Origin of the sequence: Streptomyces sp. NPDC001530 (assembly GCF_042894545.1) — a bacterium.
In the GTDB taxonomy this organism is placed as follows: domain Bacteria; phylum Actinomycetota; class Actinomycetes; order Streptomycetales; family Streptomycetaceae; genus Streptomyces.
In genome coordinates this window covers 27797-43082 of sequence record NZ_JBIAVS010000018.1, presented here as the reverse complement: position 1 = coordinate 43082, position 15286 = coordinate 27797, and the positions used below count along the sequence as shown (strand labels likewise).

12 protein-coding genes are annotated in these 15286 nt (G+C 72.1%); 7 read left to right on the top strand and 5 right to left on the bottom strand.

The features are described 5' to 3' along the window. Positions 1-22 precede the first annotated feature (22 nt). Complete coding sequence (locus ACFY0T_RS33320; protein ID WP_388878972.1) at positions 23-553, top strand: HAD domain-containing protein; 531 nt, start codon at positions 23-25, stop codon at positions 551-553. Here the strand turns inward: ACFY0T_RS33320 and ACFY0T_RS33315 are convergent. Continuing rightward, positions 525-716, bottom strand: a complete 192-nt coding sequence (locus ACFY0T_RS33315) for a DUF397 domain-containing protein (protein WP_388878969.1) — start codon at positions 714-716, stop codon at positions 525-527. The two genes, ACFY0T_RS33320 and ACFY0T_RS33315, sit on opposite strands and share 29 nt — an antisense overlap. A gap of 11 nt (positions 717-727) precedes the next feature. Further along, a complete protein-coding gene (locus ACFY0T_RS33310) occupies positions 728-1579 on the bottom strand; it encodes a helix-turn-helix domain-containing protein (protein WP_388878966.1) in 852 nt (283 codons plus the stop codon). Between the two features lie 211 nt (positions 1580-1790). Here ACFY0T_RS33310 and ACFY0T_RS33305 point away from each other — a divergent pair, with 211 nt between their 5' ends. From ACFY0T_RS33305 to ACFY0T_RS33295, 3 genes are all read left to right on the top strand, one after another. Continuing rightward, entirely contained in the window at positions 1791-2243 is a 453-nt protein-coding gene (locus ACFY0T_RS33305; RefSeq protein WP_388878963.1) for an ATP-binding protein, read from the top strand. After that, the gene (locus tag ACFY0T_RS33300) at positions 2240-2494 is read left to right on the top strand and encodes a hypothetical protein (RefSeq protein ID WP_388878961.1); all 255 of its coding nucleotides are present in this window, start codon (positions 2240-2242) and stop codon (positions 2492-2494) included. Before ACFY0T_RS33305 ends, ACFY0T_RS33300 begins: the two co-directional genes overlap by 4 nt. 182 nt (positions 2495-2676) lie before the next feature. Next, on the top strand, positions 2677-3027 hold the full coding sequence (locus tag ACFY0T_RS33295; RefSeq protein ID WP_388878958.1) for a hypothetical protein: 351 nt from the start codon (positions 2677-2679) through the stop codon (positions 3025-3027). A 78-nt stretch (positions 3028-3105) separates the two neighbouring features. On the opposite strand, the gene ACFY0T_RS33290 is transcribed toward ACFY0T_RS33295, so the two are convergent. Together ACFY0T_RS33290 and ACFY0T_RS33285 are read right to left on the bottom strand one after the other, a co-directional pair. Beyond that, entirely contained in the window at positions 3106-5136 is a 2031-nt protein-coding gene (locus ACFY0T_RS33290) for a HEAT repeat domain-containing protein (RefSeq protein WP_388878955.1), read from the bottom strand. A 150-nt stretch (positions 5137-5286) separates the two neighbouring features. Further along, positions 5287-6807, bottom strand: coding sequence for a CehA/McbA family metallohydrolase (locus ACFY0T_RS33285; protein ID WP_388878952.1), 1521 nt, complete (start codon positions 6805-6807; stop codon positions 5287-5289). Between the two features lie 354 nt (positions 6808-7161). Between ACFY0T_RS33285 and ACFY0T_RS33280 the strand changes: the two genes are divergently transcribed. Further along, positions 7162-9759 (top strand): bifunctional FO biosynthesis protein CofGH, encoded by a 2598-nt coding sequence (locus ACFY0T_RS33280; RefSeq protein ID WP_388878949.1) that lies wholly within the window; start codon positions 7162-7164, stop codon positions 9757-9759. A gap of 98 nt (positions 9760-9857) precedes the next feature. Here ACFY0T_RS33280 and ACFY0T_RS33275 read toward each other — a convergent pair whose 3' ends face one another. Then, the gene (locus ACFY0T_RS33275) at positions 9858-10430 is read right to left on the bottom strand and encodes a DUF2165 domain-containing protein (protein WP_388878946.1); all 573 of its coding nucleotides are present in this window, start codon (positions 10428-10430) and stop codon (positions 9858-9860) included. Positions 10431-10534: 104 nt separating this feature from the next. Here ACFY0T_RS33275 and ACFY0T_RS33270 point away from each other — a divergent pair, with 104 nt between their 5' ends. Then, a complete protein-coding gene (locus ACFY0T_RS33270; RefSeq protein ID WP_388878943.1) occupies positions 10535-13834 on the top strand; it encodes a tetratricopeptide repeat protein in 3300 nt (1099 codons plus the stop codon). Positions 13835-14032: 198 nt separating this feature from the next. Beyond that, positions 14033-15148 (top strand): ADP-ribosylglycohydrolase family protein, encoded by a 1116-nt coding sequence (locus ACFY0T_RS33265; RefSeq protein ID WP_388878940.1) that lies wholly within the window; start codon positions 14033-14035, stop codon positions 15146-15148. Positions 15149-15286: the final 138 nt, after the last annotated feature.

Below are 15286 nucleotides of genomic sequence, written 5' to 3'. Positions count from 1 at the left end.
GTACCGGCGTTATCGTGCAGTCATGGCCGGTGCCGAGCGTCCGCTGCTCTTCCTCGACGTCGACGGGCCACTCATCCCGTTCGGGGCGACGCCGCGGCAGTACCCGGACGGGTATCCGACGTATCGGACGGGCCCCGAACCGCAGGGGACCGACGCGCACCCCCTCCTCCCCAGGATCAACCCCGAGCACGGCCCCCGGCTGAGGTCCCTGCCCTGCGATCTCGTCTGGGCCACGACCTGGATGGCCGACGCGAACGAAAGCGTCGCACCGCGGCTCGGCCTCCCCAAGCTGGCGGTGGTCATCTGGCCGGAAGCGTCCGACCAGGAGGACCAGGACGAGAGGGACGGGCTGCACTGGAAAACCCGCCCCCTCGTCGCCTGGGCAGCCGGCCGCCCGTTCATCTGGGTGGACGACGAGATCACCGACACCGACCGGGCCTGGGTCGCCGCACACCACCGAGGACGAGCCCTGCTGCACCGCGTCGACCCCCGCCACGGCCTGACCGACGCGGACTTCGCCACGCTCAGAGAGTGGCTGGGGCAGAGCTCTTGAGTGCGTGGAGGAGGGCTGCGAAGGCGTCGGGGGTGGCCGAGAGTATGGCTCGGCTGACGTCGCTGCTTTCGGTCAGATGGACCGTTTCTGCGGTGGCGACGACGTGGACGCAGGCTTCACCTTCCTGGCAGTAGGACGACTTCTGCCATACGTGAGTGCGCATGCGGGGTCCCTTCACAGGTGTTGGGCGATGTCATGGATGAAGTCCCGTGACTTCTCCGGAGGCAGGGCGGTGGCTTCCACGATGTCGAGCAGGCGCCGGTACTTGTCCAGATGGGCTTCGGCATCCAGGAGTACGGGACCGTGGAACTGGTCCAGTTGCACGGTGTCGAGCTGGTGCACCGGCCCGTACGCGTAATTGATCGACTGACCCGAGCCGGGGAAGGCGCCGACGTCGAACGGGAGCACCCGGATCGTGATGTGGTCGCGTTCGCTCATGTCGAGCAGATGCTGGAGCTGGGCGCGGGCCACTTCGGGGCCGCCAATCTTCATGCGCAGGGCCGCCTCGTGGATCACGGTCCGATACGGAACTGGAGTCGTCCGGTAGAGGACGTCCTGCCGCTTGATCCGGTACGAGACGCGATGCTCGACCTCGGGCGGGGTGGGCGCGGGGATCACGTGACGGAAGATCTCGCGGGCGTGCTCGTTGGTCTGGAGCAGTCCGGGTACGTGCGAGGTGAACGCGGTGCGCAGGGCGGTGGCGTGGTGCTCAAGTTCGGCCAGGTCGAGCAGCCCGGCCGGGAGGATCCCGCGGTACTGCTCCCACCAGCCGCGCGTCCGGTCGCCTGCCAGGGCCACGAGGGCGTTGACGAAGGCCTGGTCGGAGCAGTCGTAGGTGCAGGCCATGGCCCGGATACGGTCGGCGCTCACCCCGAACCGCGCCGATTCGACGTTACTGAGCTGCCCGGAGCTGGTACTCAGCTGGCGTGCGGCCTCGGTTGACGTCATCCCCGCACGCTCACGGAGCTTGCGCAGCTCGGTGGCGACGCGCATGCGGCGGGCCGTTGGGGCTGGCCTGTCCGCCATACAACTCCTCCTGAAACAACCCATGTTGGCGGCCGTCACTCACACGAGGGATTCCGCATCGATTCCTTTGGATTTCCGCAAAGCTGCTTTGCGATGCCCCTACTGTGTACTTCAGGCGCCCCGCCCGGGAGTACCCCGCTCGACGGAGCGGCATCGTCACTGGGCTCCGCAGGTCAACGATCCCAACTCCCTCTCGTGATCGGAAACTTCCATGGCAACCGTATCCCCACCCTGGTCCTACACCCTGCAACTTCCGCACGACCCAAGGGCCCCGGGCATCGCCCGGGGCACCCTCAGGCTGATTCTGGCCGCACACGACATGCCCGAACTCGCCCCCACCGCCGAGTTATTGGCAGCGGAGCTGCTCACGAACTCGCACTGCCACACCACCGGCCCGTACGCCCTCCGAGTCCGCTCGACCGAGCCGGACCGGCTGCGGGTCGCCGTGTGGGACTCGGATCCCAGAGTCCCGCCCGGGTTCGCGGAGGCACCCCCGGCCGCCCTGGGCGACGTACCGCCGCAGGACGCCGAGAGCGGGCGCGGGCTGTACCTGGTACGGGCCTGCGCGGACTCATGGGGATCGTCCGTGCTGCGCGAGCTCGGCGCGTCGAAGGGCGGCAAACTGCTGTGGGCGGAGTGCGGGCGCGGGGTGGCGACGTGGTGAGCGGGGGAGCGACCCTCCCGGAGATCCGGACCGTGGACGACCTGCGCAGCGCGCTCAGCCGCTACGGCTTTCCCGGCGATCGGGAGCGGTTCGAGGAGGAACTGGCGGCGGCCATAGGAGCCGCCCCGACCAACGATTTCGAGGGTGCCGCTGCTGTGGTCCGGGCCTATCGGCACCGCGTTCACATCAGAAATTCGCCCCAGATCATGACGGCCCTCGAAGACGCACGCGCCGGAGGCGGCGGCAGATGAGCGAAGTCCCGCTGGAGCAGGTGGGATCCGACGGTCGGGCGTGAGATTCGCGGCTGGCGCCCGCCCTTCGTGGAGTAGGCGATGGCTTCGGGGAGTCGCCGCGTACTCAGGCCGTGGGTGCGTGGCGAGCTGAGTACGAGGACGGATGCCGCCCGATCACCGGCCTCCGTAGCGTTCGTCTCATGGAGAACACCGGTGTCACTTTCGACTCCGCGGAGATCGGCGCCGAGCCCCGGCGCACGCCCGTCGAGTGGGTCGGGCTGACCGCCCTCGCCATGCTGGTGCTGGTCGCCGGCGGTTTCGTCGGGATGTTCGGCCCGCTGCTCGCCATCGCCTGCGGCACGTGCCAGGACGGGGTCCGGACGCCGGGTTCCGGTGACGCCCTGATCGTGGTTGCCCAATACGCGGTACCGCTCACCACCTTGGGGTCGGTCGTCGGCATCTTCCTGCCCCGGGGTGGGGCCCGAGTGGGCGGGATCGGGCTGGGGGTACTGATGGTGCTGTTCGTGGCGATGCTGGTCCTTGGCCAGTGAGGGCGGCGGGGGTCAGCACATCCATGACCCGCTTCCCTTGCGGAGGTGCTCTGTCCGCGCCGCCTCGACACCTTGGTCTCATGCCAGGGCGAGCACGTCCTCGATCGTGGAACGGAGCTCCTCGTCCTGGAGGAATGCCCGGTAGTCCCGGTACGGCGACAGACGCCGGTCGGACGCCTGCACCGTCAACAGGGCGGCCCGCACCGACGGGGTGATCGTGCCGATGCGGGCGAGGGCCCGCAGCGCATCGTGGGAGACCCAGTACTTGTCGTCGCCGTCGGCCATCCGCAGGACGCATTCCTCCAGGACCGACAGGGTCGGCTCCGGCTCGCCGGTGATCGACCACAACGCGACCGCGGCCTGTATCCGCTGCCACCCCTCGGTGTTCTCCATGGTGTGCCGCACCCGGCCGGCGTACGGCGCGGCCGCGGGACCGAAGTCGGCCAGGAGGTGGACCGGTCCGTACAACGGGCCGTCCTCGGTCAGCACCGCGTCGCCGATGAGCCGCAGCGCCGACGCACCGTCACCGCCGCCGATGCGCCAGGCGGCCCACGCCACCTTGTGGTGGTTCCCCGGGTAGTCGAGGATCGCGCAGGTGCGCAGGGCGGGCTCGGTGGACGCGGCGGCCGGTCCCATCGCCACCAGCACGTCGACGACGCTCAGCGAGGCGCGCGTGTCGCCCAGCAGAGGCACGATCTCCGGGAGCGCGGGCAGCGCGTCAGGCCCCCACGCCTCCAGGACCCGGAGGAAGTTGTCGGTCAGCGGGCCGAGGCCGTTGTTGTGCGCGGCCTGGTGCCGGATCGCCTCCCGCAACGCGGGCAGCAGGACGTGCGCGTGCGCCCGCAGCGGAGCCAGGACGTCTTCGACCTCCGGAAGGTGCGGGTCGCCGCTGACGTAGCCGCGTGAGTAGTGCTCTCGGTAGGGCTCGTAGAGCCGCTCGACGAGCCCCGGGAGCGCGCGCGGGTCGCCGATCCGGGCCAGCGCCCAGCGCGCGTAGGCGCCGACGGTGCCCTCGTTGTAGGTGACGTCGTCCTCGCCCCGGTCGTCGAGCAGTGCGGCGAGCCCGTCGGCGTAGGGAGCCGCCTGTGGGCCGAGGACCGCGAGGAGGTTGGCCGCCTTGAGTCGCACCGCGGCATCCCGGTCCGCCAACAGCTCGCCCGCCAGCGGCAACACCGCTGGGGCCACGGACGGCCGCTCCACCAGCAGCCGCCACGCATCGTCCAGCACGGCCCGGTGCAGCTCGCTGTCCCCGGTCCGGTGTGCCGCACCCGCCAGCCGGACCACGAACGAGATCGCCGTCTCCGGGGCGTGGTTGAACAGCGAGGCCGTCCAGGCGACGACGTCCTCGCGGGAGAAGGCGTCGTCGACGTCCGGCAGGTACCAGACCGCCTCGAACTCCGGCCGTACGGCGGTGTCGGAGAGCACCTCCACCAGTAGGTCCAGTTGGCGGACCGGCACCTCCCGGTCGAGGCGCGCCCAGGCGTGCACGGCCGCGACCCGCATGACGGGGCCGCCGTCCCGCAACACGTCGGCCAGCACCGCCCGTACCTCCTCGACCGACCTGAGAGCGTCCCCCTCGGCGTCGATGGCATCCGCTGCGGCCTCGCCCAACGCGAGCAGCACCGGCAGACGTACCGCCGGATCCGTCTCGGCCCGCCACCGCTCCAGGAGTGCCGCGACACCGTCCGCGAGGGGAAGAGCAGTCCGCCGCACTTTGGAGTCCGGGTCCGCGAGCAGTGCCCGGATCGCGTCCCAGTGGCGCCGCCACGCCGCGGGCCACCCCTCGTCCACCAGGTGCGGCTCGGCCTTCTCCGCCGCCTGGGACAGGTACACCAGCAGGTCTACGAGCGTGGTCCGCGCACCCATGCCCGGATCAGCGGCAAGCGCCACGATGAACGGCAGCGCGGCGGTCGCGGCGGAGGGCATACGGCCGCTTCCCCACGCGAGACAGGAGAACAGAGGGTGGCATTGGTCCTCCGTCGCGGCCCCGCCCGCACGCGCGAGGCGCCGGAGTGCGCGGGGCACCTCCTTGACCGGGTCCTGCGGAGAGGCCGACTCGAGCCGACCCCAGGGCACCGCGTCCAGTGCCTCCAGCGATATCCCCGTCATTCCCACCCCATGACCTCGTCGACCTGCCGTCTCGACCGCCATCCTGCTACGGCCGCGAACAGCAGTGTCAGTGGTGGGTTGCCCAGAAGCCCTGGTTCGACGCCGCCTGAAAGAAAGGAACGCGACGTCGCCCAGCGCCGCTCGCGCTGATCAGTCCCCCAAGAAGATCGGATTGGTGAACGCGGCCAACGCCCCCGGCAGCGGCCCCAGCGCCACCTCATGCCGCAACTCCGCCCGCACATACGCCGCGTACGAGGCAGTCGTACTCCACTCCACCGTCCCGGAACCGGAGACCGGCAACGGCGCGCTGGTGAACAACACCCCCTGGTCGGTGACGAAACGGACCGTGCAGCGGGGGACGCCGGTGGCCTCCAGGCGGACGGTCACCGGGGTGTCGCGGTCCACCAGCAACCGCTCGCCGATCCCCGCGTGCTCCCCCTTCGCGCCAGACGCGCCGAAGGTCAGCGACACCGCCTTCGACTCGGCCACGTAGGAGCGGCCCGCGCGGATGCCCTCCTGGATGGCCTCGCGGGTCAGGTCGTCGGCGAGGACGACCGTCTGGGGGGTGCCGACCGGGTCGGGGTCGCGGTGGGCGTCGCTGTTGCCCATCGCCGGGATCCAGTCGTGGCCGGAGCGCACCGAGGCGACCAGCATGTTGTCCCAGTCGGCGAGGGTCACCTCGTCGTCGGGGGTGTACGGGCCGTTCCACACCTCGACCGCGTCCGCTTCCCCGAAGCCGAACTTCCAGTTGCAGCCGATGCAGGTGGCGTGCGGGTGGGCGGGGACGACCAGGCCCCCGGCGCGGCGGATCTGGCGCGCGTACTTGCCGAAGCGGTTGTCGCGGGCCCGGTAGCGCCAGTCGACGAAGGTGCCCGGGTCCGTGCCGAGGGCCACGACGTGGCCGTTCCGCGTCGTCACCTCCTCGCCGAGCATGATCAGCAGGTCGTCGCCCGCCTGGTCCGCCCAATGCGCGTGCGAGGAGTGCGTGTTGTGCTCCGAGGTGTTGATGAAGTCCAGGCCCGCGGCACGGGCCAGCGCCGCGATCTCCGCGGGGGTGCGGCGGCCGTCGGAGTACCAGGAGTGCAGATGGCAGTCGCCGCGGTACCAGCCGCGGCCGCGGCCCTTCGCCCGCGAGGGCGGGTACGTCGGCTGCGCGACGGCACCGGGCTCCCCGTAGGTGAGCGTGATCGTGATCTCGTACGGCAGTCCCTGCGGCGCCACCGTGTAGGGGCCGAGGGCGATGTGCCAGGTGCCGGGGCGGATCGGGCCGGGGATGTAGCCGGGGGTCGCGTCGTCGCCGCGGAGGAAGAACTCCGTGCGCGCCCCGCCCGACCAGCCGCGGAAGCCCCGGCCGCCCAGCTCCGTGCCGCGCTCGTCGAAGATGCCGATGTCGAGGGCGTTGCCGACGGTGCCGGCCGGGACGGACGGCTTCTCGTAGGTGTACGCCACCTTGATCTCGCGTACGCCGGGCGGGACTTCGACCGGGAGGTACACGAAGTCCGGCGATCCGATGGGGAGGGTGCCGCGTACCGTCTTCGTCTCTTGGTTGCTTGCCGCTTCGGCTGCGGGGCCGTGGGAGAAGCTCACGCTTCCCAACGTAAGCGCGGCGGCGGCACCCGTCACGAACAGGGCGCGTCTGGCCATCCCGTTTCCGTGGTCGTCCTCGCACATGCTGCTGCTCCCAGGTGTCGAGCGTGACAGTGGCATGACATGGTGGGGTGCGGGTGTGGCACGTACAACCCTGGTATTCGGCCGTGAACTCCGGTGCACGGGAAGGGGATCGGCGCCTTGCGGGCAATCGGCGGCTGCGGGCGGTTCGCGGCTGCGGGCGGTCGGCGGCTCGCGCGGAACCGGCGGCCTGCGCGGAACCGGTGGCTTGCGTGGAGGCCCGACCCCCGTCAACCCCCGCGACGCTCTGCCCGACCCGCCCGCCCGGTACCAGTAGCACCCTGTAACGATCTGCGGCGCGTGAGGAATACGGGCGGGCCCTGTAACGCCTGATCAACGCGATCGTATGCTCGAAGGATGACGACTCCCGCGACTCCCGCGACTCCCGGAACCGGGCCGACGGCGAACTCCATGCGGCGCGCGCTCAAGCGTGCGCGGGACGGCGTCGCGCTCGACGTCACCGAGGCGGCGGTGCTGTTGCAGGCACGCGGCGCGGACCTCGACGACCTGACCGCCTCCGCCGCGCGGGTGCGCGACGCGGGCCTGGCGGCGGCGGGCCGCCCCGGCGTCATCACGTACTCGAAGAGCGTCTTCATCCCGCTGACCCGGCTGTGCCGGGACAAATGCCACTACTGCACCTTCGTCACGGTCCCCGGCAAGCTGCGCCGCGCGGGCCATGGGATGTTCATGTCCCCCGACGAGGTCCTCGACATCGCCCGCCGGGGCGCCGAACTCGGCTGCAAGGAAGCCCTCATCACCCTCGGCGACAAGCCGGAGGACCGCTGGCCGGAGGCCCGCGAGTGGCTGGACGCGCACGGGTACGACGACACGATCGCCTACGTACGGGCCATCTCCATCCGCATCCTGGAGGAGACGGGCCTGCTGCCGCACCTCAACCCGGGCGTGATGTCGTGGACGGACTTCCAGCGGCTGAAGCCGGTGGCGCCGAGCATGGGCATGATGCTGGAGACGACGGCGACCCGGCTGTGGAGCGAGCCGGGCGGGCCGCACTACGGGTCCCCGGACAAGGAGCCCGCCGTACGGCTGCGGGTCCTGGAGGACGCGGGCCGTTCCTCCGTCCCGTTCACGAGTGGGCTGCTGATCGGGATCGGGGAGACGTACGAGGAGCGCGCGGAGTCCCTCTTCGCGCTGCGCCGCGTCTCCCGTGCGTACCACGGCATCCAGGAGCTGATCATCCAGAACTTCCGCGCCAAGCCGGACACCGCGATGCGCGGGATGCCGGACGCGGAGCTGGACGAGCTGGTGGCCGCGGTCGCGGTGGCGCGGCACATCATGGGCCCGGCGGCCTGCCTCCAGGCGCCGCCGAACCTCGTCGACAGTGAGTACGGGCGTCTCATCGGCGCGGGGATCGACGACTGGGGCGGGGTCTCGCCGCTGACCATCGACCATGTGAACCCGGAGCGTCCGTGGCCGCAGATCGACCTCCTGCGCGAACAGTCCGCCGAGGCCGGCTTCGCCCTGCGGGAACGTCTGTGCGTCTACCCGGAGTTCGTGCAGCGCGGTGAGCCGTGGCTGGACCCGCGGCTGCTGCCGCACGTGCGCGCGCTGGCGGACCCGGAGACCGGGCTCGCCCGCGAGGACGCGGTGGTCCAGGGGCATCCGTGGCAGGAGCCGGAAGAGGCCTTCATCTCCTCGGGCCGCACCGACCTGCACGTGTCGATCGACACCGAGGGCCGCACCGGCGACCGCCGGGAGGACTTCGACCTCGTCTACGGCGACTGGGAGGCACTCCGCGAGGCAGCGGCGCCCGGGATGGCACCGTCCCGCATCGACACGGACGTCCGCGCGGCGCTCGCGACGGCCGCCGACGACCCGACCCGGCTGACGGACGACGAGGCGCTGGCCCTGCTGCACGCCGACGGCCCGGCGCTCGACGCGCTCTGCCGGATCGCGGACGATGTCCGCAAGTCGGCGGTCGGCGACGACGTCACGTACATCGTCACGAGGAACATCAACTTCACGAACGTCTGCTACACCGGCTGCCGCTTCTGCGCCTTCGCCCAGCGCCGCACCGACGCCGACGCGTACACGCTGTCGCTGGAGCAGGTGGCGGACCGTGCCGCCCAGGCCTGGGACGTCGGCGCGGTCGAGGTCTGCATGCAGGGCGGCATCCACCCGGACCTGCCCGGCACCGCCTACTTCGACATCGCGAAGGCGGTGAAGGAACGCGTCCCCGGCATGCATGTGCACGCCTTCTCCCCGATGGAGGTGGTGAACGGCGCGACCCGCACCGGCCTGTCCATCCGCGAGTGGCTGACCGCCGCCAAGGAGGCCGGCCTGGACACGATCCCGGGCACGGCGGCGGAGATCCTCGACGACGAGGTGCGCTGGGTCCTGACGAAGGGCAAGCTGCCCACGGCCACGTGGATCGAGGTCGTCACGACGGCCCACGAACTGGGCATCCGCTCCTCCTCCACCATGATGTACGGCCATGTGGACCAGCCCCGCCACTGGCTCGGCCACTTCCGCACGCTCTCCCGCATCCAGCAGCGGACCGGCGGCTTCACCGAGTTCGTCACCCTCCCCTTCATCCACACCAACGCCCCGGTCTACCTGGCCGGCATCGCCCGCCCCGGCCCGACCACCCGCGACAACCGCGCGGTCGTGGCGATGGCCCGCCTCCTCCTCCACCCGCACATCCCCAACATCCAGACCAGCTGGGTGAAGTTGGGCGCCGAGGGCGCGGCGGAGATGCTCCGCTCCGGCGCCAACGACCTCGGCGGCACTCTCATGGAAGAGACCATCTCCCGCATGGCGGGCTCGTCCTACGGCTCGTACAAGTCCGTCAAGGACCTCATCGCGGTCGCGGAGGCGGCGGGCCGCCCGGCCAAGCCGCGGACGACGCTGTACGGCGAGGTGCCGGAGGAACGGCAGCGGGCGGCCGCCGCCTCGGACGGCCATCTGCCGGAGCTGCTACCGGTGTTGGAGGGCTGAGGGCACGGACGCTGCCCTCCGGTGGAACACTGTCGGCGGGCACGATGAACGGGTACGGCGGGTCGGTTGAGGTCCAGGAGCGGAATCAGGCTCGAGTGCTAGTCCGTAGCCCCTGACTGGGTCGTCCGTGGGGCGGATGCTCCGCCCCACGGCAGATGGATGACGAGAAGCACGATCCCGCTCAGTGTGACGACGCGGGTGGCCGCGTCGAGCCCGTTCCAGTCCTTCGACTGCCACATGGCGAACCACTCGCCGCCGATGCCGATGAAACCGGCGCCGAAGAGCAGCAGGAGCATCAACAGACCGAGGGTGGAGATGCGTCGGGCCTGCGGGTAGTTCCTGCGGGCCCACAGCCAGGTGCCCGCGATGAGCACCAGTGCCGCGACCGTCTCCCACACGATGATCGCGACGTACGCCGCGTCCTGCCACGCCCGCGAGGTGATGGCACGCCACATCAGGTCGTCGTCCTTGAAGGTCGTGTCCATCGCGAGGACATGGCGCACGAACTCCCGGTTGGTGCCGAAGTCCGTGATGTTCCCGAAGGCGACGAGGGAGATGTAGAGCGCGACGGTGGCGGTGAGGAGGGCGGAAGCGAGGGGGAGCGCGGTGGAGGTGGAAGCGAGGGGGAGCGCGGTGGACTGGGAGGGGCGGGGGGTCCGCGTTATCGGCATGGTTCAACTATGGGCATGCCCGCCACCCAACCCCAGGTCATTTTCGGCGAGTTGGGCCAGACTGGAGCCCGAAAACTCTGATCGGTGCGGAGGAGACGGACGAGATGGTGCGGGCGCGGCCGTCGATGCAGGAGCTGATCAAGGCCCGCAGGCGGCGCGGGTTCGTGGGGCGGGGTGCCGAACGTGCCGCGTTCCGGGAGAACTTCGAGCTGGCGCCGGAGGACGAGCGGCACCGGTTCCTGTTCCATGTGCACGGCAATGCCGGTGTCGGAAAGACCTTCCTCGTACGGGAGTTGGAGCAGCTCGCGCGGGAGCGCGGGGCGCTCACCGCGTACGTCGACGAGAGCGTGGGCAGTGTGCCCGAGGCGATGGCGGCGCTCAGCACGCAGTTCGCCCGGCAGGGGCACCGGTTCAAGGAGCTCGACCGGCTGCTGGCCACCCACCGGGAGCGCCGCCACGAGGCGGAGTCGGCGGTGGTCGAGACGCTGGAGCCGCAGCCGTCGCCCGCGAGCATGACCGCCGCTCGGGCCAGTCTGGTGACGCTGGGTCTCGTGCCCGTCGTCGGACCGTTGGCCGGGGCCATCGACCCGGCCCAACTCGCGCACGGCGCCGACCGGTTGCGTGCCGGGCTCAGCGCCCGCTTCCGCAACGAGGGAGACGTCCAGCTCGTGCTCTCTCCCGAGCGCGTGCTCACGCCGGTGCTGCTCGGAGAGCTGGCCGAGGTCGCCGACCAGGCTCCTTGGGTCGTCCTGTTCTTCGACACCTACGAGCGGACCGGGCCCTTCCTCGACGGCTGGCTGCACGAGGTGATGACGACGGACCGGCACGGCGCCCTGCCGGTGAACGTCGTCGTCGTGACCGCCGGACAGCGGCCCTTCGACACCGCCCGCTGGGGCGGCTTCGCGGACTTCGTGGCGGACGTACCCCTGGAGCCGTTCACGGAGGCCGAGGCGCGGGGGCTGCTCGCCGACAAGGGCGTGCTGGCGGAGCCGGTCGTCGAGGAGGTGCTGCGGCTCACCGGCGGACTGCCGGTCCTCGTGTCGACGCTCGCCGAGTCCCGGCCCGGCGACCCCGACGACGTCGGCGACCCGAGCGCGACGGCCGTGGAACGCTTCCTGAAGTGGGAGCAGGACCCGGTACGCAGGGCCGCCGCGCTGGCCTGCGCGCTGCCCCGCCGGCTGGACGCGGACGTCTTCCGGGCCGCCGTGGACTGCCCGGACGAGGAGGCCGACGCCCTCTTCGGCTGGCTGCGCGGGCTGCCCTTCGTCAGCGACCGCGGCGACCGCGTCCAGTACCACGACGTCGTACGGACGCCGATGCTGCGCCTGCAACGCCGACGCTCCCCGCGCGGCTGGACCGAACGGCACACCCGGCTCGCGGAGACCTTCGCCGGCTGGCGGGCCGAACTCGAAGCCGGGCTGGTCCAGGACGAGGTGTGGGGCGAGGAGGAGTGGCGGGAGCTGCGGCTCGCGGAGGCGTACCACCTGCTGTGCGCGGGGCCGCGGGCCGCGCTGCCCGGCGTCCTGCGCGATGTCGTCGACGCCTGCGGCGAGAGCGCCGTCGTGGCCCGGCGGTGGGCGCGTGTCCTCGTCGAGGCGGGCGAGGACGCGGACGCGGGGACCGTGGCCACGTGGGGAGGCGACCTCCTGGAGGCACTGGAGGACGGCACCCACGACACGCTCGGGCTGCTGCTGAACCGGGGCGGACTCGACGCGCGCGGGCAGGCCGTCGCCCGGATGCTGCGCGGGCTCGGTCACCGCGTGGACCGCGACTTCGAGCGGGCACTCGCCGAGTACGAGGCGGCCCTCGCCCTCGATCCGGAGCTGGAGCGTGCCTACTACGGCCGCGGTGTCACCCGCGCCGAACTGCGCGACTACGAGGGTGCCATCGCCGACCTGGATCACGCCGACGCCCTCAGCCCGGGCAAGGCGCGGATCCTGTTCGTCCGCGGCGACTACCACCGGATCACCGGCCACTACGAGCAGGCCCTCGCCGACCTGGACCGCGCCCTGGCGATCGACCCCGAACTCGCGGGCGCCTGGGCCTCCCGGGGCGTCACCCGGCACAGCATGGGCCGCACCGACGCCGCCCTCACCGACCTCGACCGCGCGCTCGAACTCGACCCGGAACACATCTGGGCGCTGGTCCGGCGCGCCCGGGTCCGGCGCTCGCGTGAGGAGCACGACGAGCAACTCACCGATCTGGACCGGGCGGTCGAGCTCGGACCCGACCTGGCCTGGGTGGCCTGCGAGCGGGGCGACGCGCTGCGGGTCGCCGGCCGCGACGAGGACGCCCTCGCCGACTACGACCGGGCGATCGCGCTCAACGACACGTACGCGTCGGCGTACGCGAGCCGGGGCGTCTCCCGCACGAGGCTCGGTCGCCACGAGGAGGCGCTCGCGGACCTCGACCGCGCCCTGGAGCTCTACCCGTCGTACGCCTGGGCGCTGGTCCAGCGCTCCGCCGTGCACCGCCGGCTCGCCGCCCACGAGCGGTCGTACGCCGACGCCGAGCGGGCCGCGGAGCTGTGGCGCGACAACGCGTGGGTGCTGTGGAACCGCGGTGAGGCGCTGCGTTGCCTCGGGCGCCACGAGGAGGCGCGCACCGACCTGGACCGGGCGCTCGCACTCGACCCGGACAACGCGTGGGCGATCGGCTGCCGGGGCGCCGTGCTGCACGAGCTCGGCCTGTTCCGCGAGGCGTTGGCCGACCTGGATCGGGCCGTCGCCCTCGATCCGGACGGCGGCTGGTACCGGATGCGGCGGATCATCACCCTGCTGGCGGTGGGCCGCCCGGAGGACGCCCTGGCCGGTCTGGAGCACTACCTCGGGCGCGGCGACGCGTCCGACGACCTGGCCTGGGCGCACCACACGCTCGCCCAGGTCCATCTGCTGTACGACCGCGCCGAGGACGCCAGGGACGCGCTGACCGCCGCCTACGCACACGGCCTCGAGGAGCCCGCGGGGCTCGAGGAGTGGGCGCGGGCGGAGCGCAAGTCCGGGGAGTGGGCCAAGGCGCGGCGCACGGCCGAGCGGATGCGCGGGCGGCACGCGGCGGGCGGCGCGTTCTGCCTCGCGATGACGGTCGGCGGCCACGAAGGGGCGGACGCCGCCCGCCCGCTGTGGCGGGAGGCCGCCCGGCTGGCCTCCGGCTGGGAGCTGACCGGCGCCGCCGCCGACTTCCTGCACGCCGTGATCGACGCCGGCCTGGCGGACTGGCCCACCCTCGACGACCGCCTCACCCGCCTGTTCTCCGAACCCCGCGAGTGGATCGACGTCGCCTGGCTCGCCGATCTCCTCACCGAACTCCTGCAAACCCCCGGCACGGACCGAGCCGCCCTCGCCCCCTGCCTGACCCGGGTGACCGAAGCCCGCGACGCGATCAAGGAGCGGTCCGCGGAGTGACTGGAGGGGGAGCGCGCCGAGCGACCGAGCGGTAATACGCCGAGCGACCTGAAGGGGTGGCTGAACGGGGTCAACAACTGATCTATTGCGATCTGGCGGGTCACATGTCGCATACCGTTCCTGTCCCTCAGTCGACCGTTCGCGTTCGATTACAGTGCTGAGCTGTCGGACGTACGGGCGGTTCCTGGGGAGGTCTCGGTGGGTGCGACAGCCGGTGCCGTCTGGGGCCGTGCCGAACAGCAGGACTTCCGCAGCCGGGTGCGCGGAACGCTGCTGGGCGTGGCCGTCGGCGACGCCCTGGGCGCGCCGCTCGACGGGCTCGGCCTGGAGGAGATCCGGGAGGCGTACGGCGCGGAGGGGCTCACCGACCTGGCCTTCGGGTACGGCAGACGCGGCGCCGTCACGCACCTCACCCAGCTCACGCTGTTCAGCGTCGACGGGCTGATCCGCGCCCAGGTACGCCGCGACACCGGTGCCTGGCATCCGCCGACCGATCTGCACCGGGCCTACCGCCGCTGGGCCGCCACCCAGAGCGACTGGGGGCCCGACGAACGCCGCAAGGACGACGGCTGGCTGGCCCGCGAGGAGTGGCTGTACGCCCGCCGCGACCCGGCCCGCTCCTGTCTGCTCGGCTTCGGCGACGAGACCATGGGCACGCTGGACGCGCCCAAGAACCCCGGCGAGCTCGGGCCCGAGGCCGCCGCCCGCTCCGCGCCGTTCGGGCTGCTCGTCGGCTGGGAGCCGCAGCTCGTGGTGCAGCTCGCCGTCGAGTGCGCCGCGCAGACGCACGGGCACCCCACGGCCTACCTGTCGGCGGGCGCGTATGCCGTCATCGTGCACGCGCTGGCCCGCGGCGAGAGCCTCGACGGGGCCGTCCAGCGGGCCCTCGCGATGCTCGCCGCCCGCCCGGGGCACGAGCCCGTCACCGACGCGCTCCAGCACGCCCTGGGGGCCGTACGGCAGGGGATGCCGACGCCTACGCGGGTCGAGGAACTCGCCGGGGACGGTACGGCGGAGGGGTTGCTCGCGGTCGCGGTGTACTGCGCGCTGGTCGGTGAGGACATCCGGCACGGGTTGTGCCTCGCGGTGAACCAGGGCGGGCCCTCGGGGGTCGCCGGTGCGCTCACCGGAGGCCTGCTGGGTGCCCTGCACGGCGAGACGGCCCTCCCGCCGGCCTGGCTGGCCGAGCTGGAGGGCCGCCCCACGATGCTCGTCCTCGCGGACGACTTCGCGATGGAGATGACCCAGGGGCCGGCGTTGCATGGGCCCGGGGGGTCATCTCCGGGGTGGCTGGCCAGGTATCCGCGGGGGTGAGGGCGGGCTTTTTCGCCCCCTCCGCCCCTACCCGTCCCGTACCAGGGTCGCGGGGGGGGGCGGCGCCCCCGGGGGGGGGGGGGGGGGGGGGGGGGGGGGGGGGGGGGGGGGGGGGGGGGGGCGCCCCCCCGGCGGCGA

What these genes read in the sequence shown, in the direction of transcription:
- ACFY0T_RS33295 (WP_388878958.1), top strand. Translation starts at nt 2,677, where the DNA reads ATGGAGAACACCGGTGTCACTTTCGACTCCGCGGAGATCGGCGCCGAG.
- ACFY0T_RS33320 (WP_388878972.1), top strand. Translation starts at nt 23, where the DNA reads ATGGCCGGTGCCGAGCGTCCGCTGCTCTTCCTCGACGTCGACGGGCCA.
- ACFY0T_RS33305 (WP_388878963.1), top strand. Translation starts at nt 1,791, where the DNA reads ATGGCAACCGTATCCCCACCCTGGTCCTACACCCTGCAACTTCCGCAC.
- ACFY0T_RS33275 (WP_388878946.1), bottom strand. Translation starts at nt 10,430, where the DNA reads ATGCCGATAACGCGGACCCCCCGCCCCTCCCAGTCCACCGCGCTCCCC.
- ACFY0T_RS33315 (WP_388878969.1), bottom strand. Translation starts at nt 716, where the DNA reads ATGCGCACTCACGTATGGCAGAAGTCGTCCTACTGCCAGGAAGGTGAA.
- ACFY0T_RS33310 (WP_388878966.1), bottom strand. Translation starts at nt 1,579, where the DNA reads ATGGCGGACAGGCCAGCCCCAACGGCCCGCCGCATGCGCGTCGCCACC.
- ACFY0T_RS33280 (WP_388878949.1), top strand. Translation starts at nt 7,162, where the DNA reads ATGACGACTCCCGCGACTCCCGCGACTCCCGGAACCGGGCCGACGGCG.
- ACFY0T_RS33290 (WP_388878955.1), bottom strand. Translation starts at nt 5,136, where the DNA reads ATGACGGGGATATCGCTGGAGGCACTGGACGCGGTGCCCTGGGGTCGG.
- ACFY0T_RS33285 (WP_388878952.1), bottom strand. Translation starts at nt 6,807, where the DNA reads ATGTGCGAGGACGACCACGGAAACGGGATGGCCAGACGCGCCCTGTTC.
- ACFY0T_RS33270 (WP_388878943.1), top strand. Translation starts at nt 10,535, where the DNA reads ATGGTGCGGGCGCGGCCGTCGATGCAGGAGCTGATCAAGGCCCGCAGG.